The following is a 25,847-nucleotide window of genomic DNA, read 5'->3' as shown; positions in this document are numbered from 1 at the left end:
TAGGAGTTCGCCGGCGCTGGAAGGTTCGCTCAGCCTCGCGGCATTTTCGGCGGGCGACCGCGTCCCGCACCCTTCGGCATCGGCCCCTTCGGCAACGGCATGTTGCTCATCAGGTCGCCCATCGCGCGCAGCCGGTCGTTCGTCGCCGTGACCTGCGGGCCCTGGAGAACGCGGGGCAGCTTCAGAAGCGTCGTACGCAGCTTCTTCAGCGGGACCTGGCCCTCGCCGGTGCCGACGATGACGTCGTGGACCGGGACGTCCGAGACGACCCGCGCCATCCGCCTCTTCTCGGCGGCCAGCAGGCTCTTCACGCGGTTCGGGTTGCCCTCGGCGACGAGCACGATGCCCGCCTTGCCGACCGTGCGGTGCACGACGTCCTGGCTGCGGTTCATCGCCACCGCCGGAGTCGTCGTCCAGCCGCGGCCGATCTTGTCGAGCACCGCGGCCGCCGCACCGGGCTGGCCCTCCATCTGCCCGAAGGCCGCACGCTCGGCCCTGCGCCCGAAGACGATCGCCATCGCGAGGAAGGCGAGCACGAAGCCGAGAATGCCGAGATAGATCGGGTGACCGATCAAGAAGCCGATTCCGAGGAAGACACCAAAGGTGACGATTCCCACAGCCGCGATGATGAGACCGATCCGCGGATCGGCCCTGCGGGTCATCTTGTAGGTCTGAGCGATCTGCTTGAGTCGCCCGGGGTTCGCGGCGTCCGCCGCGGTTTCCTTCCTCGCCATGCCGTGAAGTCTACGTGTCCCTGGAGGTGACTACGACGTGCGGGTTGTCATCGCCTCTTCGAGCACACGCAGCGCCTCGGCCCGGTCCTTGGCGCGGCGCCGGTCGTCGAGCACGGACGTCCAGGCGTTGCGGCGAGCGGTGCGCTGACCGCTGCTCATGAGAATCGACTCGACGGCACGCAGTGCGTCGGTGACGGACGGGATGGCGGTGGCGCGTACGGGCGCGGCCTGCATGGTGGGGCCCTCCTGGGCGGCTATGGGTAGGGCTGTACGTGGGGTGATTCCAGGGTCACTGATTGGTGTTACCAGGGCGTGACCGACCGGTCAAACACGGATGAAGCCTTGACGCCGGGCCGCAAAACACTGACGCGGCCGCTACGGTCCCCTCACCTGCGGGGACCGTGACAGCCGCGTCATCTCGGCCACTACTCGTCAGTAGTCGCTTGTGCGCCGATTCACACAGTCGGCTGCCGCCTGAGGGGGTGCGGGGCTCACACCGCCTGCGAGGCCACGTACGCCCCGCGCTTCTCGATCGCCATCTGGTAGAGGCGCCCCGCGCGGTACGAGGAGCGGACCAGCGGTCCTGACATGACACCGGAGAAGCCGATCTCCTCGGCCTCCTCCTTCAGCTCCACGAACTCCTGCGGCTTGGCCCAGCGCTCCACGGGGTGGTGACGCGGCGTCGGACGGAGGTACTGCGTGATCGTGATGAGCTCGCAGCCCGCGTCGTGCAGCGCGTGCAGCGCCTCGCTGATCTCCTCGCGCTCCTCGCCCATGCCCAGGATGAGGTTCGACTTGGTGACCAGGCCGGCCTCACGGGCGCGGGTGATGACCTCGAGCGAGCGCTCGAAGCGGAAGCCGGGGCGGATCCGCTTGAAGATGCGCGGCACCGTCTCCACGTTGTGCCCGAGGACCTCGGGGCGCGAGGAGAACACCTCGGCCAGCTGGTCGGGGTCGGCGTTGAAGTCGGGGATGAGCAGCTCGACCTTGGTCTTGCCCTCGGCGCGCTCCGCCGTCATCGCGTGGATCTGCCGCACGGTCTCCGCGTACAGCCAGGCGCCGCCGTCGTCCAGGTCGTCGCGGGCGACGCCGGTGATCGTGGCGTAGTTCAGGTCCATCGTGACGACGGACTCACCGACGCGGCGCGGCTCGTCGCGGTCGAGGGCCTGCGGCTTGCCCGTGTCGATCTGGCAGAAGTCGCAGCGCCGGGTGCACTGGTCGCCGCCGATGAGGAAGGTGGCCTCACGGTCTTCCCAGCACTCGTAGATGTTGGGACAGCCCGCCTCCTGGCAGACCGTGTGCAAGCCCTCGCTCTTCACGAGGTTCTGCATCTTCGTGTACTCGGGGCCCATTTTCGCCCGGGTCTTGATCCACTCGGGCTTGCGCTCGATCGGGGTCTGGGCGTTCCGGACCTCGAGGCGCAGCATCTTGCGTCCGTCCGGTGCGACTGCGGACACATCGGCTCCCTGTAGCTTCGATTCTTCGGCGCACACCAGGGTACGCCCGTGATGTCATTGGGCTGACGTCCGGCCAACCTCCGGCCGACGGGGTGCATTCCCCGAGGCTCCCGGCAGGCCTGGCCGTACCGGCTTTCTAGGCGGTCGCCTTCTCGGTTTCCGGGCTCTCAACCGTCTGCCCGGCGGTCTCTCCGGCGGTCTGCCCGGCGGTCTTCTCCACGGTCCGCGGCTTGAGCTCCGCGTTCTCCAGGACGTCCCGCAGGTGCTTCTCGGCGACGGGCAGGATCTCGGCGATCGTGACCTCGCGGCCCAGCTCGTACGAGAGGGACGTCACGCCCGCATCGCGGATGCCACACGGGATGATCTTGTCGAACCAGGTGTTGTCCGGGTTCACGTTCAGCGCGAAGCCGTGCATCGTCACGCCCTTGGCGACCCGGATGCCGATGGCCGCGATCTTGCGGTCCTCGCGGCGCTGGCCCGCGTTGGAGGGGGCGTACTCCGGGCCGTTGAACCGGGCGTCGAACTCGTCGTCCTGCGTCCGGGGGTCGAGGTCCAGCGTCAGGCCGCCCAGCGCCGGACGCTCGTCCACGGGGTCACCGAGGACCCATACGCCACTGCGCCCCTCCACGCGGGACGTCTCCAGGCCGAACTCCGCACACGTACGGATAAGCGCCTCTTCCAGACGGCGCACGTGTGCTACGACGTCCACCGGGCGCGGCAGCTTCTGGATCGGGTAGCCCACGAGCTGTCCGGGGCCGTGCCAGGTGATCTTGCCGCCGCGGTCCACGTCGATGACGGGGGTGCCGTCCAGCGGGCGCTCGCTGTCCTGCGTGCGGCGGCCCGCGGTGTAGACCGGCAGGTGCTCGAGCAGCAGACACGTGTCGGGCAGTTCGTCGGCGAAGCGGGCGGCGTGCACGCGGCGCTGCTCGTCCCAGGCCTCTTGGTACTCGACCGAATCCGGGCCGAAGCCAAGACGGACGAACCGAAACTCACTCACGGCAAGTGCCTCCCTAGAACCTGCACCGTGCACATATCGCGCCCCCAGCCACTGTACGGGCAGCGGATTCTCGTCAGTCGTCCGGTCAATCCTCACACGATCGGATGAATGCGGGTCGAAGGTCGCGATGAGGGCAGTGGGGGCCGCTACATTCACGCCGTTCACAGAGCCATAAGGGCTGCTCACGGCCACGCCCGAAAGGCAGGAGACCGCACAGCTGATGACGGAACGACCTCCGCAGCGCACCCCAAACCGCCAGCTAGCCGCGCTCATCTCAGAAGCCGGGTTCTCCAATGCGGGGCTCGCGCGCCGCGTCGATCAGCTGGGCCTCGAGCACGGTCTCGACCTGCGGTACGACAAGACCTCGGTGACCCGCTGGCTGCGCGGGCAGCAGCCGCGCGGCACCACCCCCGCCCTGATCGCCGAGGTCTTCACCCGGCGGTTAGGACGCCGGCTCTCAGCGCAGGATCTCGGGCTCGACGCCTGTGCGCCGGTGTACGCCGGTCTTGAGTTCGCGGCGAGCCCTGAAGAAGCGATCGACATCGTCGGCGGACTCTGGCGCAAGGACTCCGGAAGCCATGCCGAACTGCGGAAGATCGCGTTCACCCCGGCGGGCCTCGTCGTCCCCAGCCGGGACTGGCTGATCGGCCGCGCCGACGACCGGGTGAGCCGAGGCGACTACGCGCCGAGCGCCACCCGCGTCCCCACCCAGGGCCGGCCCGCCATACCGCGCCAGCGCAAGGAGCCCGAGCGTGGCGCCGGGGCCAAGGTGACCAGCGGCGACATCTCGGCCCTGCGCTCCGTCGGCGAACTCTTCAGGGCGCTCGACCACGCGTACGGCGGCGGGCACGCCCGGCAGGCGCTCGTGCGCTACCTGGAGCACGAGGCCGAGCCGATGCTGCGCGGCACGTACGGCGAACAGGCCGGGCGGCGGCTCTTCGCGGCCGCCGCCGACCTCACCCGCCTCGCGGGCTGGACCTCGTACGACATCGCGGCGCACGGCCTCGCCCAGCGCTACTACGTCCAGGCGCTGCGCCTCTCACAGGCGGCGGGCGACCGCGCGTACGGCTCGTACGTCCTGGTCACCATGAGCCGCCAGGCCGTCTACCTCGGGCACGGCAGAGAGGCCGTACAACTGGCGCGGGTGGCCCAGCAGGGCGTCGGGTCATCGGCGCCGCCCGTCGTGCAGGCCCTGCTGCACTCGGTCGAGGCGCGTGGCCACGGGGTGCTCGGCGAGGTGCGGGCGTGCACGGCGTCGATGGTGCGGGCCGAGCGCGCCCTGGAGACGTCGCGGCCGGGCGACGAGGTCCCCTACTGGGCGCGGTTCTTCGACGAGGCGCAGCTCGCGGATGAGTTCGGGCACTGCCACCGGGACCTCCAGCAGTACCGCGTGGCAGCCCAGCACGCGGAGCGCTCGCTCCAACTGCGCGCTCCTGGGTACGCCCGCAGCCGCCTGTTCTGCCGGGTCGTGCTCGCTTCCTCGCGCCTTGCCCTGGGCGAGCTGGAGCAGGCCTGCCAGCTGGGAGCGGAGGCGGCGCAGGCGGCGGGCGAGATGCGCTCGGTGCGGGCCGTCGAGTACGTACGCGACTTCGAGCGGCGGCTGGAGCCGTACCGCGACGCTGCGGCGGTACGCGGGTATCGCGACCGGGTGTCGGCGCTGGGCTGACCTCCGGGGGCGATGTGTAAGGGGCGGGCCTGCGAGGGCCCGCCCCTTACACATGTGCGGGACCGGGGCTCAGCGCAGGCGCGCGACATCCTTGGCGGACAACGCCTCATCCCACGTGGTGAGTTGGTCGAGGTCGCCCCGCAGGCTCGCCTTCTCCGTCCCGATGGAGCGCAGCGGCAGCGGGATCGACGCGTCGACGGACCCGACCCGCTGCCCGTCGGCGTACAGGGTGGTGTGTCCCGGAGTCGTCACCCACGTCAGCCGCGTCCAGCGGTCGAGCGGCAGCGTGTGGTCGAAGCTGAAGTCGGCCGCGCCGTACCGCGTGAAGCCGACCTTTCCGGTGCCGTGCTGCATCAGCTTCAGTGCGCCCGCCTTCGAGCTGAGAAGGACCTGGTCCCCGGTCCGGGCCGTCGGGCGGACCTGCACGGACACGGTCCACGGCTCGGCTACGTCGAGACCGCCGAAGCCGACGCCGTCGCGGTCGGAGTCGAAGCGCCAGGCCTGGCCGCGCACGCCCTGCACGGGGGTGGGGTTGTTGATGATGTACGAGGTGCCGGGGAGGGAGCCCGCCGCGTCCTCGGCGAGGATCGTGTTGCCGGGGCTGCCCGCGTAGGTCCAGCCGCTGGGGTAGGTGGCGTCGTCGAACGTCCAGTGGTGGCTCGGCCGGCCCTCCACCCTCGGCGGTACCGGCGCGGGCGTGGTGCCCGGGGGGTCGCCTATGCGGGCGGCGCGGGCCCGGAAGCCGGCGAGTGTGTCCGGCGTCGCGGACTTGTTCCAGGCGCGGTCGGCGAGGATCGCGCGGGCGCCCGCCATGCTCTGCTCGAAGTAGCCGTCGTCGGCCCAGAAGTTGTAGTCGGCCCAGTTGGTGACGCCGGAGCCGAGCATGTCGGGGTCGGTGTTCGGCGCCCAGCTGTCGTACATCCAGGGCTCGTCCGGATACAGGTGGTGGTAGTTGTTCGGGGTGTCGTAGAACGGGCCGATGGCGATCTCGTCGTGGCCTGGGATCGCGGGCTCGGCGTCCGTGCCCTCCCAGGTGAGGAAGACGACCGGGGCGTGCACCTGCTGCCGGGGCGCGTCGAGATGCTCGGAGCCGTTGTACACGGCCGTGCGCTTGCCGTGCGAAGTGACGACGTCGTCAAGGGTGTTGATGTAGCGGTTCAGAAGGTCGCCGAGCGTGTCCACGTCCGGGCTCTGGGCCAGGTGATTCTTCACGCGCGGGCACTGGGCGAGCTGTCCGGGGACCTCCTCGGCGCCGATCGAGAACAGCGGGGCGTCGAACCAGCCCGCGAACTCGTCCACGATCTCCTTGGACTTCGCGACCGCCTTGTCGCTGGTCATGTCGATGATCCAGTCGGGCGTGAGGTGTGAGTGCGTGTGGGCGCCGGTGCACGCGCCGGCGCCGGACCCGAAGCCGATGCCGAAGGCCTCACTGATCACGGTGGCGTGGCCGGGGAGTTCGAGGCCGGGCATCAACTGGACGTGGTGGCGGGCCGCGAAGGCCTTCAGGTGTTCGATGTCGGCGCGGCTGTAGCTGTGGTCGGGGTCGGCGAGACCCGGGAACTTCGGGCTGTGGAGGCGGAACCCCTCGGACTCGGAGAGGTGCAGGAAGAGGGTGTTGAGCTTCTGGTCGCCCATCCTGCGGATCAGGTTCTCCAGGTAGGAGATCTTCCAGTACTTGCGTCCCGCGTCGAGGTGGACCATGCGGATGGCCTGCGCGGGGCGGTCGGTGGAGCGGGCGCGGGGGACGGCGCGGTGGTCGTCGGCCGTGGAGCGCAGGAGCTGGAGGAGCGTGCGGGTGCCGTAGTAGAGGCCGTGGGTGGACGCGGCCTTGATGCGGATCGGGCCCGCGCTGTCGAAGCCGTAGCCCTCGGCTCCGAGGTTCCCCTTGGCGGTGAGGCCGAGCGTGATGTCACCGGCGGCCGGTCGGCCTGTGTAAGCGATCCGGGGCGTGATGCCGGTGACCTGCTTGATCTCCGTACGGAGCTGGTCGGCGAGCTTGCGTACGGACTGGTGTGCGGGGCCCGGGAATTCGGCGCGGCCCGAGGGGAGCGCGGTGGTGGATCCGGCGCGCGGGTCGATCAGGATGCGGGTGCGTTCGGTGAGCTTCGTACGGCCGTCGAGCGCGGTCCAGTCGGTGGGGCGGGGGACCACGGAGGGCACGTCGGTTTCTGCGGTCTCTGCGATCCCTGCGGTGGCTGCTGTGGCGGTCGGCAACGATAGACCTCCCATGAATAGGCCGAGGATGAGTGATATCACCGGGATGGTGCGACGCACGTGGGTCCTCCCGCGGCTTGGCGATCCGGTGGGACCGTAGCCGTGGGGTTCCGGTGTGGCAAGGGAAGTTGCAGGGGTGGGTGAGGTTCGGTGGGGTGTACGGGGGGAGGGCGTCCGGGAAAGGGGGAAGCCCCCGCGTGGGAACGCGAGGGCTTCCAGGGATGACGCAGAGGTCGGATGGCTGTCAGGCCGCCATGGGTAGGTGTCCCGTGTCTTGGGCGGGGTCCACGCCGAGGTCCACGAGTGCGGCCCGCGCCGCGCGGCGGCCCGAGTGCAGGGCGCCCTGCACCGTGCTGGTGTCCCGGTGGTCGCCGCACACGTAGAGCCCCGAGAGCAGCCGCACCGGGCGGCGCAGATCGTGTGGCGGCGGCATCGCGGGCACCGCCTCGCGGGTGTGGTGGACGGCGAGGGTTTCCCAGCGGGCGGTCGACGTGCCGTACAGCTCGGCGAGATGGGCGAGGACGGCGCGCTCGTCCGGCGGCGGGCCGAGGACCGTCGAGGAGACGAGCGACCTGCCGGCGGGCGCGCGCGAGGGGTCGACGTGGCTGACGACGGCCGTGTGCGCGACCGGGCCCGAACGGTCGGCGTCGAGCAGCAGCGCGGGCTCGGCGAGCGGCGGCTCGGGCGCCGCGTGGTGCAGCACCGTCACCTGGTGGAAGGACGGCACGCGCAGGCCGGGCAGCAGGGCGGCGGCGGCCCGGGCGTCGGTGGCCAACAGGACCGCGCGGCAGCGCACCTCACCGTGTTCGGCGGTGGTGACGGAGGTCGTGGAGACGCCCGTGACACGTACGCCGGTGCGGACCGTCCCCGGTGGCAGCGCGGCCGCCAGGAGCTCGGGCAGCACCTCTGCGCCGCCCTCGGGCAGGCACAGGCGGCCGCGTGCGAAGGAGTGCAGGGCGAGGTCGGCGCAGCGGCTCGATGTCGTCAGGTCCGGGTCGCAGAGGAGCGCGGAGAGCAGCGGGCGCAGGAAGCCGGTGACGGTGCGCGCGGGCAGGCCCCGGGCGAAGAGAGCCTGCGAGGCGGGGAGTTCGGGGCGGGTGAGCAGACGCTTCGGGTCGGTCGCCGCGAGCCTGGCGAGTGCGGCGCCGAGCCGGGCCTGGTCGAGCGCACCGCCGAGGGGGGCGGCGCGGGGCGTGGTCCGTGCGATGCGCGGACCCCTGGGGGCGCTTGCGAGGGCGCGTGCGGCGGTGAGTGCGCCCCTTGCGCGCCGGGGGCTCGTGGGCTCGACGGCGCGGTGGTGCCGGCCGTCGCTGTGCACGAGGACGCCGGGCACGAAGGGCCGCAGTACGAGGGCGTCGAGCCCCGGCGTGTGTCGCAACTCGGGGTAGGACGTGGTGAGCAACTGCCCGATCCTGTCGAGCCGGAACCCGTCGACCTTCTCCGTCGACATGCGCCCGCCGACGTAAGGGGCGGCTTCCAGGACGACGGTCGTTACACCAGCACTGGTCAGCTGGCGGGCGGCCGACAGCCCCGCGACCCCAGCTCCCACGATGACGACATCCGCATGGTCCGCAGGCTCTAGCACGTGCCCCTCCCCGAGGTTGCGCGGCTGCTGGGGACGTCATGCCCTCAACAGGGCTTCGGAATCACCGAGTTCCGCACGAGGGTAGGAGTACGCACGGTCGAGGGCAGTCGCGCATCGACCGGGCACGGTCGCACGCCGGGCGCGCGGCGGTAGCGCGATGGCCGGGTGAAGCCTGTGGTGGGGCAGGCCCTTTACCGCAGCGCCGCGCGGAGCGTCTCCTCGATGCCCGGGAACGCGAACGAGAAGCCCGACTCCAGGAGCCGGGTCGGCAGCACCCGCTGGCTGCCGAGGACGTCACCGGCCATCTCGCCGAGCACGACGCGCAGCGCGGGCGCGGGCGCCGCGAAGAGCGTGGGCCGGTGCAGCACCCGTCCCATCGCGGCCGTCACCTCGCGGTTGGTCAGCGGGTCGGGCGCGGTCAGATTGACCGGACCCGCCAGGGTCTCCGTGTCGATCAGGTGCCGCAGCGCGGCCACCGCGTCGTGCAGCGAGATGTAGCTCCAGTACTGCCTGCCGTCGCCGAGCCGCCCGCCGAGCCCCGCCTTGAAGAGCGGGAACATTCGCTGCCAGGCCCCGCCCTCGCGCGCCACCACCAGGCCGTTGCGCGCGAAGACCGTGCGGATGCCCGCCGTGTGCGCCGCGGCGGCCGCGCCCTCCCACTCCACGCACAGGGACGGCAGGAAGCCCTCTCCGGAGGGGGCACTTTCGTCCACCGCCCGCTGACCGGTGTCTCCGTAGTAGCCGATCGCACTCGCGCACAGGAACACCCGGGGCGGCTCGTCGAGGGCGGCTGCCGCCTCGGCGAGTGCCGCGGTGCCGAGCACCCTGCTGTCGCGCAGCTCCTGCTTGTAGGCGTCCGTCCAGCGGCGGTCACCGATCCCGGCTCCCGCCAGGTTGACCAGCGCGTCGCAGCCCGCGAGCCCCGCCGTGTCCACGTATCCCTTCTTGGGGTCCCAGCGCACCTCCTGCTTCGTGCGAGGCTCCCGGCGCACCAGCCGCACCACCTCGTGGCCGTCGTCGGCGAGGGCGCGTGTCAGCGCCGTTCCGATGAGGCCGGACGCACCGGCCACGGCGATACGGGACCGCCGCGACGAAGGGGACGACTGCTCGGGATCGGTGGGTGCCATGAACTCATCCTGCCCCGGAAACACCCCAAGAGGCGTCAGGCAGTCGTCGTACAGTGACGCTCATGCAGGACACGCTCATACGTACCGCTCTGCCGGACGACGAAGAAGCCCTCGGCCGCATCGACCGCGTCACCTGGTCCACCCTGCACGCGGTACAGCCTGCTCCGCAGCTTCCGTACCCGCCGTTCTTCAGTGAACGCTTCGGGCCGCACGACCACTTGGTCGCCGAGCTGGACGGCGTGGTCGTCGGCTACATACGGCTCGGATATCCCACCTCCGTCCTGGCCAACGCCCACGTGCGCCAGATCCTGGGCTTCGCCGTCGCGGACGAGGTGCGCGGCAAGGGAGTGGGCCGCCGTCTGGTCAGGGCCGCGGTGGAGGAGGCCCGGCGCCAGGGCGCGCGGCGCATCACGCTGCGAGTGCTCGGCCACAACATCCCGGCCCGGACGCTCTACGCCTCCGAGGGCTTCGTGATCGAGGGGGTGCTTCCGGGTGAGTTCTTCCTCGACGGCGTGTACGTGGACGACGTGCTGATGGGGCGCGTGCTCTGAGACTCCCCCGGGGGCTGCCACCCGACGGACCGGCCCGGCGTGCGGCGGGCACGCGCGCGTAGGAGCGTGGAATGGCCGACCGGAAGGAGCGAACCGATGTTCAGGGTCGCTGCTGCCAGCCGGCGGGACCGGGACGAGCCCGGCTGGCTGCGCGGCGCGCCACCGCCCACCTGGGTGCGCTGGCCTCCGCCCGTGCTCCTGGTCGTGACCTGCGTCATCCAGCTCTCCACCCCGGAGACGGTCGACCTCAGCTTCCTGCTCGCCGCCGTGCCGCCGCTGGCCGCGCTGTCGTACGGCGCCTTTGTCACGGCCCTCTTCGGCGGCACCGTGGTGCTGCTGCTCTACCTGCCGGGCTTCGGGCTCGGCCGCCCCGGGGACAGCGATGTGCTGACGGTGGCCTTCGTGGCGCTGCTGAGCATCGTGTTCGCCTGGGTACGCAGCCGCCGCGACACCCAGCTCGTCACCGTGCGCACCGTCGCCGAAGCCGCCCAGTTCGCCGTCCTGCCGCCGCTGCCGGAGCGCGTGGGCCCGGTGCGCTGCGCGGGCCTCTACCGCGCGGCCCAGGGCGGCACGCTGGTCGGCGGTGACCTCTTCGACGTGCGCAAGGGGCCCAGCGGCGTACGGGCGCTGGTGGGGGATGTGCAGGGGCACGGCCTCGCGGCCGTCGGCACGGTCGCCGCGCTGCTCGGCGCCTTCCGGGAGGCGGTGCTCGACCAGCCCGACCTGGAGGGGGTCGCCGGCCGGCTCGACCGGCGGCTCGTGGTCGACTCCGAGGAGGCCGAGCACGCCGAACTCTTCGCCACCGCCGTGCTCCTGGAGTTCCGGGGCGACGCGGCCGAGCTGCGGGTCGTCTCCTGCGGCCACCCGCCCCCGCTGCTGCTGCGGGGCGGGTCCGTCGAGGAGCTCGCCGTGGCGCCGGGCGCTCCGCTGGGCCTGGGGATCGCGGGAGTCGCCCCGCCCGAAGAGGTGACCGTGGGCCTGCGGCCCGGCGACCGGCTGCTCGTGGTGACCGACGGGGTGACCGAGGCGCGCGACGGGTCCGGCGCCTTCTATCCGCTGACCGAACGCCTTCCGGTGCTCTGCGCCGACCTGCGGGACGACCCGGCGGCGATGACGTCCGCGGTCTGGAAGGACCTGGTGCGGTTCTCCGGCGGGGTCGGGGACGACGTGGCCCTGCTGGCGTTCTCCATGGACCTCGGGCCGGACGGGCGGCCGAGCCCGCGGGTGGTCCCGGAGCCGTAAGCCCTAGGGCCCTTCCGACCGGGAAGCCGCTTCAGGGCCCGGGTCTAGGCGTCCGCCTGCCGTGCGGCCAGGAGCCGCAGCCCGCCGGTCAGTTCGCGCAGGCAGCGCACCGCGAGGACGGCGGGGGAGCCGGGCCCCTCGGCCGGTGCGTCCCCCGCGGCCCAGGTCTCCAGGGCCAGGCGGATGGCGTCGGTGGCGGCCGCGGCGGCCAGGCGTACGTCCAGCTCGTCGGCGTCGTCCCCGGCCAGCCGCGCCAGTACGGGCACGAGCTGCTCCTCGGACTCCTGGTTCACGCGGTACCAGACGGCGCGCAGCGCCGGGTCGTCCTGCGCGGCGCGCAGCAGGCCGCGGGTCCACTCCAGGGCCTCGGCCGCGTGGTCGTCCGCCGCGGTCAGCGCGTCCGCGATCGATTGCTCCAGGGCCGTCGGCACGCCGGCGGCCGGGTCGAGGGCCGCCAGATGGGCCCGCCACTCATCGGCGCCGCCCGCGAGGAGCGGGCCGACCGCGTCCTGTTTGTTGCGGAAGTACCGGTAGAAGGTGCGCAGCGCCACTCCTGCCCGGCCCGCGATCTCCTCGGCCGTGGTGCCGTCCGGGCCGCGCTCGGCGAAGAGCTCGGCCGCCGCGCGGGCGATGTCGAGCTGCGTGGCGGCCTTGCGGCGCTCGGTCAGCGACGGCTGGGCCGACGGCGGGGGCTGCGGTGACTGCGACGGGTGGATGCTCACCCCCGCAGCCTACGCGCGAACCTCACCCTGATACATGAATTGTCGGCATGGCAAAACGTGCCAGCTAGGCGTACATTGAAATCAGATCGGGAAAGCCGGATCCATGGAAGGACCCGGGAGCCCGTAGTTGATCGGAGGCATCTCATGAACCGTTACGCAGGCCGTCGTGCACTCATCACCGGCGGTGGCTCGGGGATCGGGCAGGCCTCCGTCCTGCGGATCCTGGAGGAAGGCGGCAGGGTCGTGGCCGCCGATGTCAGCGAGGCGGGCCTGAAGGACACCGCCGAGAAGGCGGGCGCAGCGGCTGACCGCCTCACCACCCTCGTGGTCGACATCGCGGACGAGACCTCGGTGCGCGAAGGCGTCGCCGCCGCGGTCGCCGCGCTCGGCGGCCTGGACGTGCTGGTGAACGCGGCGGGCGTGCTCCGCTCCTCGCACACGCACGAGACCAGCCTTGATTCCTTCGACCAGGTCATCCGGATCAACCTGGTGGGCACGTTCCTGGTGATCCGCGAGGCGATCCCGGCGCTCCTGTCGGGCGAGGACGCCGCCGTCATCAACTTCAGCTCCACCTCGGCGGTGTTCGCCCACCCGTACATGGCGGCGTATGCGGCGAGCAAGGGCGGCATCCAGTCCATGACACACGCGCTGGCCAGTGAGTACGGCAAGCGGGGAATTCGCTTCAACTCCGTCCAGCCCGGCTCCATATCCAGCGGCATGACCGACGGCAGCGGTGCCAGCAGGCAGAGCGTGGGCCCCGGTCTGCCCGAGGACGCCGACATGAGCCTGTTCGTGAAGCTCGCGCCGGCCATCGGTCAGGGCTTCGCGGGGCCGGAGTCGGTGGCATCGGTCGTCGCGCTGCTCGGCTCGCGGGACGGCAAGTTCATCACCGGCACCGAGGTCCGGGTGGACGGCGGCACCCACTTCTGAGCCCCCTTCCCGGTTCACCCGATTGGCCGAGCGCGGATCGCGGGTGGAGGGGGTGGGCCGGACAGTCGGAGCATGCGTGTCTTCCGTGGGTCGTCCGCGGCGCGCGTGCCGAAGGTGGTGCGTGTGGTGCTGGGCTGTGTGCCCGGAGCCGCGGCCGTTGCACTCCTGCTGTTGTGTGCGTGGTTCGTGGGGCCGGGGGTGTCAGGGGCGTCGGTGCGGGCGGGTGACGGTGCGGTGGCGTTCGCCGGGCTCGGGGAGCGGGCGGGCGTGACCGGGCGGCACTCGGTGATGCCGGCGGCCGCGGCTCCGGTGCGGCGGGAGGGGGGCCATCCCGCGGCGCGGCCACGCGTGGTGCCGCGCGCCGACTGGCTGGCCGATCCGACGGGTGAGACGCCGCCCGCCCGGTACGCAGGCCGGGTCCAGGCGGTGTTCATCCACCACACGGACACCCCGAACAGCTACGACTGCGGCGACGCCGCGCGCACCATCCGCTATCTGCACACCGGTCAGACCGAGGGGAGACAGTGGGACGACATCGGCTACAACTTCCTCGTCGACCGGTGCGGGACCGTCTACGAAGGGCGTGCGGGCGGCATCGAGAGGGCCGTCGTAGGGGCGCACACGCAGGGTTACAACAAGGGGTCGGTGGGGATCGCGGCGATCGGGACGTTCACGGAGGGGACGCCTGTTCCCAAGGCCATGACCGACGCCATGGCGGGGCTGATCGCCTGGAAGCTCGGTCTCTCGGACGTGGACCCGCGCGCCACGGTGCGGCTGGTCTCCACGAACAGCCTCAGCAGGTATCCGGCGGGGGCGGTCGAGGCGTTCGGCGCGGTGTCCGGGCACCGCGATGGCTACACCACCTCCTGCCCGGGTGCGGCGCTGACGGCCGCGCTCCCCGCGATCAGGGAGAAGGCCGCACAGCTTCAGGGCCGGTGAGCTTCAGGGCCGGTGAGAGGCGGTACGGGCCAGTCAGGGCGGGGCAGGTGCGGGGTTCCGGCTCAGTCGACCTCGGCGAAGCGTTCCCACAGCCTCGGGTAGCGCTGGGCCATCGCCGCCTCGTTCTCGAAGTCGAGCGGTGTTCCCTGCGGCTCCGTGGGGGCGGGGGCGATGCCGAGATCGGGGGTGACCACGCCGGTGAGCTGCTCGTAGGCCTCGTCCGCCGCGTAGCCGAGCTCCTCGCCGTCGCCGTCGATGTCCTCGTCGAAGTCGTCGAGGAGATCCGCGAGCGAGTCCGGGTCGTGCAGGGCTCCCTCGAAGACCTCGCGCCCCTGACCGATCAGCCAGCAGCGGAAGTAGTCGAAGGCGTCATCGCTCGCACCACCGAGGAGGACCCAGGAAGCGCCCCGCAGATCCCAGCGGTAGGCACGGTTGTAGCGCGCCTCGAAGTGACGGGCGAAGTCGAGCACCATGTCCGGCTCGAGTTCGAGGAGCTTCTCGGTGAGCAGGTCGGCGTGGTCCTCGGGGTCGCCCTCGGCGGCCACGCGGGTACGGTCCACGATCTCCCAGAACTCCGTCTCGTCCATCACGGGACAAGCATCGGTCCTGAGGGGTGGGTACGCACGCGGAGTGCGGCGGATGCGACTGTCTCGTTATGCGTGCACATGCCCATGGAAAACCCGACAGCAGGTGTCGGCATTGGATGGCAGCCTCGACGTCATGGAGAGCGAAGAGATGAACACCACGCACGCACCCGCGCACCCCCTGACCGGAAAGATCGCCCTCGTCGCCGGTGCCACCCGCGGCGCGGGCCGGGCCATGGCCGTGGAGCTCGGCCGCGCCGGAGCCACCGTGTACGCGACGGGCCGTACGACCCGGGCGCACACCAGCGAGGTCGGGCGCACCAAGGAGACCATCGAGGAGACCGCGGAGCTGATCACCGCGGCGGGCCGGGAGGCGGGCGGACCGGGCACCGGCATCGCCGTACCCACCGATCACCTGGAGCCCGAGCAGGTCGAGGCGCTCGTCGACCGGATCGACCGTGAGCAGGGCCGCCTGGACATCCTGGTCAACGACATCTGGGGCGGTGACGTCCACGTCGAGTGGGACAAGAAGATGTGGGAGCACGACCTCGACAAGGGGCTGCGCCTGATGCGCCTCGGCATCGAGACCCACATCGTCACCAGCCGGTACGCGCTGCCGCTGCTCATCAAGAACCCCGGCGGCCTGATCGTCGAGGTCACCGACGGGACCGAGGAGTACAACGGCCCCAACTACCGCAAGCCCTTCTACTACGACCTCGCCAAGTCGGCCCCGCTGCGGATGACGAAGGGTCTGGCCGAGGAGCTCAAGGAGTACGGGTGCACGGCGCTTTGTCTGACCCCCGGCTGGCTGCGCTCCGAGGCGATGCTCGACACGCACTTCAAGGTGACCGAGGAGAACTGGCTCGACGGCCGCGCGCAGAACCCGCACTTCGCGATCTCCGAGACCCCGACTTTCGTGGGCCGGGCCCTGGTCGCGCTGGCCGCCGACCCCGAAGTGGCCCGCTGGAACGGCGAGTCGCTCTCCAGCGGCGGTCTCGCCAAGGAGTACGGCTTCACGGACGTCGACGGTTCGGCGCCGGATGCCTGGCGCTACATCGCGGAGGTCGAGCAGAAGGGCAAGCCCGCGGACGTCACCGGCTACCGCTAGCCGCCTCCCGCCCACCGGCTGACGGCATCATGGGGGCATGCGCGCTGCACGCCTCATCAAGATGGTGCTTCTGCTCCAGGCCCGCCCCTCCATGACCGCCGCCGAGCTCGCGGGTGAGCTCGACGTGTCCGAGCGGACCATCACGCGGGACGCCCAGGCCCTTTCGGAGGCGGGCGTCCCGGTCTACGCGGACCGGGGGCGGGCCGGCGGCTACCGGCTCATCGGCGGCTACCGCACCCGGCTCACCGGCCTCGGGCGCAGCGAGGCGGAGGCACTCTTCCTCTCCGGAGTGCCGGGTGCGCTGCGCGAGATGGGTCTGGAGGACGCGGCGTCGGCGGCCCGCCTGAAGGTGTCGGCGGCGCTGATGCCTTCGCTGCGGGACGCCTCGCAGAACGCGTCGCAGCGGTTCCACCTGGACGCGCCGGGCTGGTTCAAGGAGACGCCCGCGCCCGAACTGCTGCCCGCGCTGGCGGACGCGGTGTGGGACGACCGGCGCGTCACCGCCCGCTACCGGCGCCAGGACGCCGAGGTGGAAAGGGAGTTGGAGCCCTACGGCCTCGTGCTCAAGGCCGGGGTCTGGTATCTGTGCGCGCGGGTTCCCGACACGGGTTCGTTCAGGGTGTACCGCATCGACCGCTTCACCGCGATCGCAGCGGGCGACGACCGCTTCGTACGCGACGAGGAGTTCGACCTGCCGGGCTTCTGGGAGGAACGGGCCGCGCAGTTCGCACGGGCGATCCTGCGCTCGGAGGTCGTGCTCCGGCTCTCCGAGGCGGGCGTACGGCAGCTTCCGTACGCCACGGATTCCGCGTCCACGCGTGAAGCACTGGGGGCCGCGGGCCCCGTGGATGAGGAGGGCTGGGTGACGCTGACCCTTCGGGTCGAGAACGAGGATGTCGCGTACACCCAGCTCATGGCGCTGGGGCCGGAGGCGGAGGTGCTCGAGCCGACGGCCCTGCGGGAGCGTTTCGCCGAGGCGGCCCGCCAAATGGCCGACCGCTACCGGTAGTTCAGACGCCGCTTCGCGGCGATCTTCCCCGCCCACCCACCCCGGACCCGCAACCGAAAGCGGGCCCCCATCCCCAGAAGGGGACAGGGACCCGCATCAAGCGAAGGCCACAAACCGCTACAGACCGTACTTGGCCCGAGCTTCCTTCACCGCGGAAGCGGGAACCTCGCCACGGCGTGCAAGCTGCGCCAGCGAGGCCACGACGATCGACTCCGCGTCGATGCCGAAGTGGCGACGGGCCGCGTCACGCGTGTCGGAGAGGCCGAAGCCGTCCGCACCCAGGGACGAGTAGTCCTGCTCGACCCACTGCGCGATCTGGTCCGGCACCTGCCGCATGTAGTCGGAGACCGCAAGGACGGGACCCTGCGCACCGTCGAGCGCCGTACGCACGTAAGGAATCCGCTCCTCGCCGCGGAGGATCGCCTCGTCCGCCTCCAGGGCGTCGCGGCGCAGCTCGGTCCACGAGGTCGCGGACCACACGTCGGCGGCCACACCCCACTCCTCGGCAAGCATCTTCTGGGCCGCGAGGGTCCAGTGGATGGCCGTGCCCGAACCGATCAGCTGGATGCGCGCGGCGTTGGCGGCGGCCGAAAGACCAGCCGTCTCAGCCGTGTTGAAGCGGTACAGGCCCTTCACGATGCCCTCGTCCACACCCGCGGGCTTCGCGGGCTGCGGCATCGGCTCGTTGTAGACGGTGAGGTAGTAGAAGACGTTCTGGTCCTCACCGGGGGCGGCCTCGCCGTACATCCGGCGCAGACCGTCCTTGACGATCGCCGCGACCTCGTAGGCGAACGCCGGGTCGTACGACATGGCGGCGGGGTTCGTCGCGGCGATCACCGGCGAGTGACCGTCCGCGTGCTGCAGACCCTCACCCGTCAGCGTCGTACGCCCTGCGGTGGCGCCGACGAGGAAGCCGCGGCCGAGCTGGTCGCCGAGCTGCCACATCTGGTCGGCCGTGCGCTGCCAGCCGAACATCGAGTAGAAGATGTAGAACGGGATCATGGCTTCGCCGTGCGTCGCGTACGACGTCGACGCGGCGATGAAGTCCGCCATCGACCCGGCCTCGGTGATCCCCTCGTTGAGGATCTGGCCGTCCTTCGCCTCGCGGTAGTACATGAGCTGGTCGCGGTCGACCGGCTCGTACGTCTGGCCCTTGGGCGAGTAGATGCCGAGCGACGGGAAGAGCGACTCCATGCCGAAGGTGCGCGCCTCGTCGGGGACGATCGGCACCCAGCGCTTGCCGGACTCCTTGTCGCGGATCAGGTCCTTGACGAGGCGTACGAAGGCCATGGTCGTCGCGATCGACTGCGAGCCGGAGCCCTTGTCGAACGAGGCGAACGCCTTGTCGGCCGGGGCGGGCAGCGGGGAGAGGGGCTGCGTGCGGCGGGCCGGGGCCGGACCGCCGAGGGCGGCACGGCGCTCCTGGAGGTAGCGGACCTCGGGGGAATCGGCGCCCGGGTGGCCGTAAGGCACCACGCCGTCGACGAACTGGCTGTCGGAGATCGGCAGCTCAAGGAGGTCGCGCATGTCCTTGAACTCGTCCACCGTGAGCTTCTTCATCTGGTGGTTGGCGTTCTTGGACTCGAAGCCCTTGCCCAGCGTGAAGCCCTTGACCGTCTGCGCGAGGATTACGGTCGGCGCGCCCTTGTGGGTGAGCGCCGCACGGTAGGCCGCGTAGACCTTGCGGGCCTCGTGGCCGCCGCGCGAGAGGTGGAAGCACTCGCTGATCTTGTCGTCGCTGAGCAGCTTGCCCAGCTCGACGAGGGCGGGCTCGGCACCGAAGAAGTGCTCGCGGATGTAGGCGGCGTCGCGGGTCGCGTACGTCTGGAACTGCGCGTCCGGCACCTCGCGCAGGCGGCGTACGAGCGCGCCGTTGGTGTCGAGCTGGAACAGCTCGTCCCAGGCGTTGCCCCACAGCACCTTGATGACGTTCCAGCCCGCACCGCGGAACTGGGCCTCCAGCTCCTGGACCACGCGGAAGTTGGCGCGGACCGGGCCGTCGAGGCGCTGCAGGTTGCAGTTGATGACGTACGTGAGGTTGTCGAGACCCTCACGCGCGGCCAGGGCGAGGGCAGCCGTCGACTCGGGCTCGTCCATCTCGCCGTCACCGAGGAACGCCCACACGTGCGAGGCGGAGACGTCCTTGATGCCGCGGTTGGAGAGGTACCGGTTGAAGCGCGCCTGGTAGATCGCGGAGAGCGGACCCAGACCCATCGACACGGTCGGGAACTCCCACAGCCAGGGCAGGCGGCGCGGGTGCGGGTAGGACGGCAGGCCGTTGCCACCCGCCTCCTGGCGGAAGTTGTCGAGCTGCGCCTCGTTCAGGCGGCCGTCGAGGAAGGCGCGGGCGTAGATGCCGGGGGATGCGTGGCCCTGGATGTAGAGCTGGTCGCCGGAGCCGTCCCCCTCCTTGCCCTGGAAGAAGTGGTTGAAGCCCGTCTCGTACAGCCAGGCGGCGGAGGCGAAGGTGGCGATGTGGCCGCCGACGCCGTGTTTGCTGCCCCTGGTCACCATCGCGGCCGCGTTCCAGCGGTTCCACGCGGCTATGCGCTGCTCCAGCGCCTCGTCGCCCTCGATCGCCGGCTCGGCGGAGGTGGGGATGGTGTTGACGTAGTCGGTCTCAAGGAGCTTGGGCAGCGCCAGGCCCGCGCCCTCGGCGCGCTCCAGCGTGCGGCGCATCAGGTATGCAGCACGGTGCGGCCCGGCCGCCTGGGTAACGGCGTCCAGGGAGGCCTGCCATTCGGCGGTCTCCTCGGGGTCGCGGTCCGGGAGCTGGTCGAGCTCGCTCGGCTGGATTGCGGAGGGGTCGGTCATGTCGCCGCCTTCCTGAGTCGGAGGGGGTCCCCTGTTCGGTAAGGGGTGGGGTGCCCTAGGTCTTTGGCAGGACAGGGCGTAAGGCTCGGGTGGGAGCCCGTCGGAGACTCTAACTCCGTGATCGATGATCGATCAAAGGGTTGAAGGCGAAAATTCCTTCATATTCAGAAAGTAGGCATCCGGTGCCATTAATGCGGGCACGCGGTGCCTTCGAATGCAAGGATCGTCGCAGGTGGGAGCACGTATGAGCGGGCATGTCACGGATGAGCGCGAGCCCGCGGGGAGCGTCAAGGACGCGGCGCGCAGCCCAGTACGTGGGCCTTCACCAGCTCGGCGATGGCGGGGTCCCGCTGCCGGAAGGCCGTGACGAGGGCCTCGTGCTCCTCGGCGTACGACTGCTGCACCGTCCCGAGCCATCGGATCGAAAGGGCGGTGAAGACCTCGATGCCGAGCCCCTCCCAGGTGTGCAGCAGGACGGAGTTGTCCGCCGCCCGCACCAACTCCCGGTGGAAACCGACCGTGTGCCGCACCTGCGCGGTGCCGTCGGCGGCCCGGTCCGCCTCGTACAGTGCGGCGACATGGGGTTCGAGGGCCGAGCAGTCCGCGGCCAGGCTCTCCGCCGCGAGTTCGGCCGCGATGGCCTCAAGACCCGCGCGGACGGGGTAGCTCTCCTCCAGGTCCGCGGCGGTCAAGTTCCGTACGCGGACGCCCTTGTTGGGCGCCGACTCGATGAGCCGCAGCGTCTCAAGCTCGCGCAGGGCTTCCCGTACGGGAGTCTGCGAGACCTCCAGCTCGACGGCGATCCGCCGCTCCACGATCCGCTCGCCCGGCTGCCAGCGCCCGCTGACGATCCCCTCCACGATGTGCTCGCGGATCTGTTCGCGCAGCGAGTGAACGACGGGCGCGGTCATGTGGGCTCCTCCGGCGGGGGCAGCGCCCCAGGGCGTGGTGACCCCTAGACAATACGGCGACGCCCCCGCTCGGAAACCTCCGAACGGGGGCGTACGTGCTGATGAGACGAGTCTTACAGCCCTGGCGCCGTATGACTACGGGCCGTGGAACTACAGGCCGAGCTCGACCTCGAACTCGCCGGCCTCAAGGATCGCCTTGACCGTGGTCAGGTAGCGGGCGGCGTCAGCGCCGTCCACCAGACGGTGGTCGTAGGAGAGCGAGAGGTACGTCATGTCCCGCACGGCGATGGTCTCGCCGAGGTCCGGGTGGTTGATGACGACCGGACGCTTCACCGTGGCACCGATGCCGAGGATCGCGGCCTGGTTCGGCGGCACGATGACCGTGTCGAACAGGGCACCGCGCGAACCGGTGTTGGAGACCGTGAAGGTGGCGCCGGACATGTCGTCCGGGGTGAGGCCACCGCCACGGGCCTTGCCGGCCAGCTCGGCGGTCTTCTTGGAGATACCGGCGATGTTCAGGTCGCCCGCACCCTTGATGACCGGCGTCATCAGACCCTTCTCGGCGTCAACGGCGATGCCGATGTTCTCCGAGTCGAAGTACGTGATGGTGCCCTCGTCGTCGTTGATCCGGGCGTTGACGACCGGGTGGGCCTTCAGCGCCTGGGCGGCGGCCTTGACGAAGAACGGCATCGGGGAGAGCTTGACGCCCTCACGGGCCGCGAACGCGTCCTTCGCCTTGGCGCGCAGCTTCATCAGCTTCGTGATGTCGACCTCGACGACCGAGGTCAGCTGGGCCTGCGAGTGCAGCGCCTTCATCATGTTGTCGCCGATGACCTTGCGCATGCGGGTCATCTTGACGGTCTGGCCGCGCAGCGGGGACGCCTCGATGGACGGAGCCTTCGCACCGGCCGGGGCAGCGGCGGCGGCCGGAGCCGGAGCCGACTTCTTGGCCTCGGCGGCCGCGATGACGTCCTGCTTGCGGATACGGCCACCGACGCCGGTGCCCTTGACGTCCCCGAGGCTCACGCCGTGCTCACCCGCGAGCTTGCGGACCAGCGGCGTGACGTACGCGCCCTCATCGGCCGGGGAGGCCGGAGCGGCGGGGGCGGCGGGGGCAGCCGGAGCGGCCGCGGCGGGCTGAGCCGGAGCCGCGGGCTGCGCCGGGGCGGCGGGCTGCGCCGGGGCCGGGGCGGGAGCCGGGGCGGCCTCCTGCTTCGGGGCCTCCTGCTTGGGGGCCTCCTGCTGCGCGGGGGCGGCCGGGGCCTCCTCCTTGGCCGGAGCCGGAGCGGCACCGGGAGCACCGATGACGGCGAGCTTGGCGCCGACCTCAGCGGTCTCGTCCTCGCCCACGACGATCTCGAGCAGCACGCCCGCGGCCGGGGAGGGGATCTCGGTGTCGACCTTGTCCGTGGAGACCTCGAGCAGGGGCTCGTCCTCCGCGACCTCCTCGCCGACCTCCTTCAGCCAACGGGTGACGGTGCCCTCGGTGACCGACTCGCCCAGTGCGGGCAGCGTGACGTCGGTGCCCTCGGCGGAACCGCCGGACGGAGCGGGGGCGGCGGGCGCCTCGGCCTGGGCCGGGGCCTCCTGCTGCTGGGGGGCCTCCTCCTGGGCGGGGGCGGCCGGGGCCTCGGCCTGCGCCGGGGCGGCCGAGCCACCCGCGTCGCCGGAGCCGTCGTCGATGACGGCCAGCTCGGCGCCGACCTCGACGGTCTCGTCCTCGGCGACCTTGATGGAGGCCAGGATGCCTGCGGCCGGGGAGGGGATCTCGGTGTCGACCTTGTCGGTCGAGACCTCGAGCAACGGCTCGTCGGCCTCGACGCGCTCGCCCTCGGCCTTCAGCCAACGGGTGACAGTGCCCTCGGTGACGCTCTCGCCGAGCGCCGGAAGGGATACGGAAACCGCCATGGTTTCAGTTGCTCCTTACGAAAATTGCGGAAGTCTGGTCGTCGCGCCCGAGTGACCGAAGGTCAGTCGTGGGAGTGCAGCGGCTTGCCCGCGAGGGCCAGGTGGGCCTCGCCCATGGCCTCGTTCTGCGTCGGGTGGGCGTGGATGAGCTGGGCGACCTCGGCCGGCAGCGCCTCCCAGTTGTAGATCAGCTGGGCTTCGCCCACCTGCTCGCCCATGCGGTCGCCGACCATGTGGACGCCGACCACGGCACCGTCCTTGACCTGGACGAGCTTGATCTCGCCCGCGGTCTTGAGGATCTTGCTCTTGCCGTTGCCCGCCAGGCTGTACTTGAGGGCGACGACCTTGTCCGCGCCGTAGATCTCCTTGGCCTTGGCCTCGGTGATGCCCACGGAGGCGACCTCGGGGTGGCAGTACGTCACCTTCGGCACGCCGTCGTAGTCGATCGGGACGGTCTTGAGACCGGCCAGGCGCTCCGCCACCAGGATGCCCTCGGCGAAGCCGACGTGCGCGAGCTGGAGCGTCGGGACCAGGTCGCCCACGGCCGAGACGGTCGGGACGTTGGTCTGCATGTACTCGTCGACGAGGACGAAGCCGCGGTCCATCGCGACGCCCTGCTCCTCGTAGCCGAGACCGGCGGAGACGGGGCCACGGCCGATGGCGACGAGCAGCACCTCGGCGTCGAAGGTCTTGCCGTCGGCGAGGGTCACGCGGACGCCGTCCTGCGTGTACTCGGCCTTCTCGAAGAAGGTGCCGAGGTTGAACTTGATGCCGCGCTTGCGGAACGCGCGCTCAAGAAGCTTCGAGGAGTTCTCGTCCTCGACCGGCACGAGGTGCTTGAGGCCCTCGACGACGGTGACCTCGGAACCGAAGGACTTCCACGCCGAGGCGAACTCGACGCCGATGACGCCGCCGCCCAGGATGATCGCGGACTTCGGCACGCGGTCCAGGGTCAGCGCGTGGTCCGAGGAGATGATGCGGTTGCCGTCGATCTCCAGGCCCGGCAGCGACTTCGGCACGGAGCCGGTCGCGAGGAGCACGTGGCGGCCCTGGATGCGCTGGCCGTTCACGTCCACCGAGGTCGGGGACGAGAGCTTGCCCTCACCCTCGATGTACGTCAGCTTGCGCGAGGCGATGAGTCCCTGCAGGCCCTTGTAGAGCCCGGAGATCACGTCGTCCTTGTACTTGTGGACGGCCGCCATGTCGATGCCCTCGAAGGTGGCCTTCACGCCGAACTGGCCGGCCTCGCGAGCCTGGTCGGCGATCTCACCGGCGTGCAGCAGCGCCTTCGTCGGGATGCAGCCGTTGTGCAGGCAGGTGCCGCCGACCTTGCCCTTCTCGATCAGGGCGACGTCCAGGCCCAGCTGCGACGCGCGCAGTGCCGCGGCGTAACCGCCGCTACCGCCGCCGAGGATCACTAGGTCGAAAACGGTGCTGGCGTCGTTCGCCACGTCACGTCCTCCATGCATGTGCGCCGTACGCCGGACCCCTTTTTCGCGGGGGACGACCGGTCGGTCGGCTGGTATCGGCCGCTCTTGTTTCGGCCCTGTGGTGGGGGCCCTGTCCTGCCGAGAACCCATCTTCGCACTTGTCGGCGAGAGGTGGGACGGCGGGCCGGGCTGTGAGATGTCTGATTCGCCACGTGAGGGCGTTACTCAGGCGTATGAACGTACGGATTTCGTTGAGGGCGAAATCAGGCAGGGCCCGGACATCTGGACGTCCGGGCCCTGCCTGCGTACGACAGATCAGCCGGTCAGCCGAGGTCGCCCGCGGCCGTGCGCTCCGCGAGACGGACCAGGGTGCGGACCGCGGTGCCGGTGCCGCCCTTGGGCGTGTAGCCGAACGGGCCGCCCTCGTTGAAGGCCGGGCCCGCGATGTCCAGGTGCGCCCAGGTGATGCCCTCGCCGATGAACTCCTGCAGGAAGAGACCGGCCACCAGACCGCCGCCCATGCGCTCGCCCATGTTGGCGATGTCGGCGGTGGGGGAGTCCATGCCCTTGCGCAGGTGGTCGGGCAGCGGCATCGGCCAGGAGGGCTCGCCCGCCTCCTCGGAGGCGTCGTGGATCGCGGCGCGGAACGCGTCGTCGTTGGCCATGATGCCGAAGGTGCGGCTGCCGAGCGCCATCATCATCGCGCCGGTCAGCGTGGCCACGTCGACGATCGCGTCGGGCTTGTCCTCGGAGGCCTTGGCGAGCGCGTCGGCCAGGACCAGACGGCCCTCGGCGTCGGTGTTCAGGACCTCGACGGTCTTGCCGCTGTACATCCGCAGGACGTCGCCGGGGCGGGTCGCGGAGCCGGACGGCATGTTCTCGGCCAGCGCCAGCCAGCCGGTGACGTTCACCTCGAGGCCCAGGCGCGCGGCAGTGACGACGGCCGCGAAGACGGCGGCGGCACCGGCCATGTCGCACTTCATGGTCTCGTTGTGACCGGCGGGCTTCAGCGAGATGCCGCCCGAGTCGTACGTGATGCCCTTGCCGACGAAGGCGAGGTGCTTCTTCGCCTTGGACGAGGTGTACGAGAGCTTCACCAGGCGCGGCGGGGCGTCCGAGCCGACACCGACGCCGAGGATGCCGCCGAAGCCGCCCTTGGTGAGCGCCTTCTCGTCCAGGACCTGGATCTTGATGCCGTGCTCCTTGGCGGCCGCGGTGGCGACCGCGGCGAAGGCCTCGGGGTTCAGGTCGTTCGGCGGGGTGTTGACGAGGTCGCGGGCGCGGTTGAGCTCCTCGGTCAGGGCGGTGGCGCGCTCGACGGCGGCCTTGTACGCCTTGTCGCGCGGCTTGCCGCCCAGCAGGGCGATCTCAGCGAGCGGACCCTTGGCGTCCTTGCTGTTCTTGCCGTTCGAGGAACCGTTTTCCTTGTACGCGTCGAAGGCGTACGCGCCGAGCAGCGCGCCCTCGGCGATCGCGCCGGTGTCCTCGGCGTCCTCGGAGGGCAGCGCGAACGCGGCCTTCTTCGAGCCGGACAGGGCGCGCGCGGCGGTACCGGCGGCGCGGCGCAGGGCGTCGGTGCCGTACGTCTCGTCCTTCTCCGGCACCGTGCCGAGGCCGACCGCGACGACGACCGGGGCCTTGAAGCCGGACGGGGCGGGCAACTTGGTCACCTCGCCCTCGGCGCCCGAGGCACCGAGGGTCTCCAGGACGGAGGCGAGCTTGCCGTCGTACGCCTTGTCCACGGCCTCGGCGCCCGGTGCGACGACCGGACCCTTGGCGCCCTTCGCGACGCCGACGACGATCGCGTCGGCACGGAGGCCGGACGCGGCGGCAGTGCTGAGAGTCAGAGCAGTCACGGTGGTGAATTCTCGCTTCCGTTGAGTTCCTTGGCCGATGGGGTGGGTCGACCCGCCCGGCGC

At 71.0% G+C, this 25,847-nt stretch carries 21 protein-coding genes; 7 read left to right on the top strand and 14 right to left on the bottom strand.

What is annotated here, in order from left to right:
- Positions 1-29 precede the first annotated feature (29 nt).
- The 4 genes from ACZ5U5_RS07135 to lipB form a co-directional block, all read right to left on the bottom strand.
- The gene (locus ACZ5U5_RS07135; RefSeq protein WP_469017492.1) at positions 30-734 is read right to left on the bottom strand and encodes a DUF4191 domain-containing protein; all 705 of its coding nucleotides are present in this window, start codon (positions 732-734) and stop codon (positions 30-32) included.
- 30 nt (positions 735-764) lie between these two features.
- Positions 765-968 carry an SCO2195 family GlnR-regulated protein gene (locus tag ACZ5U5_RS07130; protein ID WP_363208335.1) on the bottom strand — a complete coding sequence of 68 codons (204 nt, stop codon included), beginning with the start codon at positions 966-968 and terminating at the stop codon, positions 765-767.
- Between the two features lie 257 nt (positions 969-1,225).
- Positions 1,226-2,191, bottom strand: a complete 966-nt coding sequence (locus tag ACZ5U5_RS07125; protein ID WP_160504647.1) for a lipoyl synthase — start codon at positions 2,189-2,191, stop codon at positions 1,226-1,228.
- A gap of 136 nt (positions 2,192-2,327) precedes the next feature.
- On the bottom strand, positions 2,328-3,188 hold the full coding sequence (gene lipB / locus ACZ5U5_RS07120; protein WP_469017489.1) for a lipoyl(octanoyl) transferase LipB: 861 nt from the start codon (positions 3,186-3,188) through the stop codon (positions 2,328-2,330).
- Between the two features lie 220 nt (positions 3,189-3,408).
- On the opposite strand from lipB, the gene ACZ5U5_RS07115 reads away from it, so the two are divergent.
- Entirely contained in the window at positions 3,409-4,854 is a 1,446-nt protein-coding gene (locus ACZ5U5_RS07115) for a regulator (protein ID WP_469017486.1), read from the top strand.
- Positions 4,855-4,923: 69 nt separating this feature from the next.
- Here the strand turns inward: ACZ5U5_RS07115 and ACZ5U5_RS07110 are convergent, their stop codons facing one another.
- The 3 genes from ACZ5U5_RS07110 to ACZ5U5_RS07100 form a co-directional block, all read right to left on the bottom strand.
- Positions 4,924-7,014, bottom strand: coding sequence for a family 20 glycosylhydrolase (locus ACZ5U5_RS07110; protein ID WP_469017484.1), 2,091 nt, complete (start codon positions 7,012-7,014; stop codon positions 4,924-4,926).
- Between the two features lie 298 nt (positions 7,015-7,312).
- Positions 7,313-8,653, bottom strand: a complete 1,341-nt coding sequence (locus ACZ5U5_RS07105; protein ID WP_469017481.1) for an NAD(P)/FAD-dependent oxidoreductase — start codon at positions 8,651-8,653, stop codon at positions 7,313-7,315.
- Positions 8,654-8,844: 191 nt separating this feature from the next.
- Complete coding sequence (locus tag ACZ5U5_RS07100) at positions 8,845-9,780, bottom strand: TIGR01777 family oxidoreductase (RefSeq protein WP_469017478.1); 936 nt, start codon at positions 9,778-9,780, stop codon at positions 8,845-8,847.
- Between the two features lie 62 nt (positions 9,781-9,842).
- On the opposite strand from ACZ5U5_RS07100, the gene ACZ5U5_RS07095 reads away from it, so the two are divergent.
- The gene (locus ACZ5U5_RS07095) at positions 9,843-10,331 is read left to right on the top strand and encodes a GNAT family N-acetyltransferase (RefSeq protein WP_469017475.1); all 489 of its coding nucleotides are present in this window, start codon (positions 9,843-9,845) and stop codon (positions 10,329-10,331) included.
- Between the two features lie 96 nt (positions 10,332-10,427).
- Positions 10,428-11,573: a PP2C family protein-serine/threonine phosphatase gene (locus ACZ5U5_RS07090; protein ID WP_469017473.1), complete on the top strand. Its 1,146-nt coding sequence runs from the start codon at positions 10,428-10,430 to the stop codon at positions 11,571-11,573.
- A gap of 44 nt (positions 11,574-11,617) precedes the next feature.
- Here ACZ5U5_RS07090 and ACZ5U5_RS07085 read toward each other — a convergent pair whose 3' ends face one another.
- Positions 11,618-12,295 carry a TetR family transcriptional regulator gene (locus tag ACZ5U5_RS07085; RefSeq protein ID WP_469017470.1) on the bottom strand — a complete coding sequence of 226 codons (678 nt, stop codon included), beginning with the start codon at positions 12,293-12,295 and terminating at the stop codon, positions 11,618-11,620.
- Positions 12,296-12,439: 144 nt separating this feature from the next.
- On the opposite strand from ACZ5U5_RS07085, the gene ACZ5U5_RS07080 reads away from it, so the two are divergent.
- Together ACZ5U5_RS07080 and ACZ5U5_RS07075 are read left to right on the top strand one after the other, a co-directional pair.
- Positions 12,440-13,225, top strand: a complete 786-nt coding sequence (locus ACZ5U5_RS07080) for an SDR family NAD(P)-dependent oxidoreductase (protein ID WP_469017467.1) — start codon at positions 12,440-12,442, stop codon at positions 13,223-13,225.
- Between the two features lie 72 nt (positions 13,226-13,297).
- Entirely contained in the window at positions 13,298-14,164 is an 867-nt protein-coding gene (locus tag ACZ5U5_RS07075) for a peptidoglycan recognition protein family protein (protein WP_469017465.1), read from the top strand.
- Between the two features lie 62 nt (positions 14,165-14,226).
- On the opposite strand, the gene ACZ5U5_RS07070 is transcribed toward ACZ5U5_RS07075, so the two are convergent.
- Positions 14,227-14,751 carry a DUF4240 domain-containing protein gene (locus ACZ5U5_RS07070; RefSeq protein ID WP_469019311.1) on the bottom strand — a complete coding sequence of 175 codons (525 nt, stop codon included), beginning with the start codon at positions 14,749-14,751 and terminating at the stop codon, positions 14,227-14,229.
- A gap of 133 nt (positions 14,752-14,884) precedes the next feature.
- Between ACZ5U5_RS07070 and ACZ5U5_RS07065 the strand changes: the two genes are divergently transcribed.
- Together ACZ5U5_RS07065 and ACZ5U5_RS07060 are read left to right on the top strand one after the other, a co-directional pair.
- Positions 14,885-15,856: an SDR family oxidoreductase gene (locus ACZ5U5_RS07065; protein WP_469017462.1), complete on the top strand. Its 972-nt coding sequence runs from the start codon at positions 14,885-14,887 to the stop codon at positions 15,854-15,856.
- Positions 15,857-15,893: 37 nt separating this feature from the next.
- Entirely contained in the window at positions 15,894-16,865 is a 972-nt protein-coding gene (locus ACZ5U5_RS07060; protein WP_469017459.1) for a helix-turn-helix transcriptional regulator, read from the top strand.
- A 117-nt stretch (positions 16,866-16,982) separates the two neighbouring features.
- On the opposite strand, the gene aceE is transcribed toward ACZ5U5_RS07060, so the two are convergent.
- From aceE to ACZ5U5_RS07035, 5 genes are all read right to left on the bottom strand, one after another.
- On the bottom strand, positions 16,983-19,679 hold the full coding sequence (gene aceE, locus ACZ5U5_RS07055) for a pyruvate dehydrogenase (acetyl-transferring), homodimeric type (RefSeq protein ID WP_469017456.1): 2,697 nt from the start codon (positions 19,677-19,679) through the stop codon (positions 16,983-16,985).
- A 287-nt stretch (positions 19,680-19,966) separates the two neighbouring features.
- On the bottom strand, positions 19,967-20,590 hold the full coding sequence (locus ACZ5U5_RS07050; protein WP_469017453.1) for a GntR family transcriptional regulator: 624 nt from the start codon (positions 20,588-20,590) through the stop codon (positions 19,967-19,969).
- Positions 20,591-20,740: 150 nt separating this feature from the next.
- Complete coding sequence (sucB, locus tag ACZ5U5_RS07045; protein WP_469017451.1) at positions 20,741-22,498, bottom strand: 2-oxoglutarate dehydrogenase, E2 component, dihydrolipoamide succinyltransferase; 1,758 nt, start codon at positions 22,496-22,498, stop codon at positions 20,741-20,743.
- Between the two features lie 62 nt (positions 22,499-22,560).
- A complete protein-coding gene (gene lpdA / locus ACZ5U5_RS07040; protein WP_469017448.1) occupies positions 22,561-23,949 on the bottom strand; it encodes a dihydrolipoyl dehydrogenase in 1,389 nt (462 codons plus the stop codon).
- Positions 23,950-24,251: 302 nt separating this feature from the next.
- Complete coding sequence (locus ACZ5U5_RS07035) at positions 24,252-25,784, bottom strand: leucyl aminopeptidase (protein ID WP_469017446.1); 1,533 nt, start codon at positions 25,782-25,784, stop codon at positions 24,252-24,254.
- Between the last annotated feature and the right edge of the window lie 63 nt (positions 25,785-25,847).

This window comes from Streptomyces sp. NPDC033177 (genome assembly GCF_055577715.1).
Note: the sequence above shows the minus strand (reverse complement) of the source record. Positions and strands in the feature narration are given on the sequence as shown.

What these genes read in the sequence shown, in the direction of transcription:
- ACZ5U5_RS07100 (WP_469017478.1), bottom strand. Translation starts at nt 9,780, where the DNA reads ATGGCACCCACCGATCCCGAGCAGTCGTCCCCTTCGTCGCGGCGGTCC.
- ACZ5U5_RS07060 (WP_469017459.1), top strand. Translation starts at nt 15,894, where the DNA reads ATGCGCGCTGCACGCCTCATCAAGATGGTGCTTCTGCTCCAGGCCCGC.
- sucB (WP_469017451.1), bottom strand. Translation starts at nt 22,498, where the DNA reads ATGGCGGTTTCCGTATCCCTTCCGGCGCTCGGCGAGAGCGTCACCGAG.
- ACZ5U5_RS07065 (WP_469017462.1), top strand. Translation starts at nt 14,885, where the DNA reads ATGGAGAGCGAAGAGATGAACACCACGCACGCACCCGCGCACCCCCTG.
- ACZ5U5_RS07090 (WP_469017473.1), top strand. Translation starts at nt 10,428, where the DNA reads ATGTTCAGGGTCGCTGCTGCCAGCCGGCGGGACCGGGACGAGCCCGGC.
- ACZ5U5_RS07070 (WP_469019311.1), bottom strand. Translation starts at nt 14,751, where the DNA reads ATGGACGAGACGGAGTTCTGGGAGATCGTGGACCGTACCCGCGTGGCC.
- ACZ5U5_RS07115 (WP_469017486.1), top strand. Translation starts at nt 3,409, where the DNA reads ATGACGGAACGACCTCCGCAGCGCACCCCAAACCGCCAGCTAGCCGCG.
- ACZ5U5_RS07080 (WP_469017467.1), top strand. Translation starts at nt 12,440, where the DNA reads ATGAACCGTTACGCAGGCCGTCGTGCACTCATCACCGGCGGTGGCTCG.
- ACZ5U5_RS07135 (WP_469017492.1), bottom strand. Translation starts at nt 734, where the DNA reads ATGGCGAGGAAGGAAACCGCGGCGGACGCCGCGAACCCCGGGCGACTC.
- ACZ5U5_RS07095 (WP_469017475.1), top strand. Translation starts at nt 9,843, where the DNA reads ATGCAGGACACGCTCATACGTACCGCTCTGCCGGACGACGAAGAAGCC.
- ACZ5U5_RS07050 (WP_469017453.1), bottom strand. Translation starts at nt 20,590, where the DNA reads ATGACCGCGCCCGTCGTTCACTCGCTGCGCGAACAGATCCGCGAGCAC.
- ACZ5U5_RS07075 (WP_469017465.1), top strand. Translation starts at nt 13,298, where the DNA reads ATGCGTGTCTTCCGTGGGTCGTCCGCGGCGCGCGTGCCGAAGGTGGTG.
- aceE (WP_469017456.1), bottom strand. Translation starts at nt 19,679, where the DNA reads ATGACCGACCCCTCCGCAATCCAGCCGAGCGAGCTCGACCAGCTCCCG.
- ACZ5U5_RS07130 (WP_363208335.1), bottom strand. Translation starts at nt 968, where the DNA reads ATGCAGGCCGCGCCCGTACGCGCCACCGCCATCCCGTCCGTCACCGAC.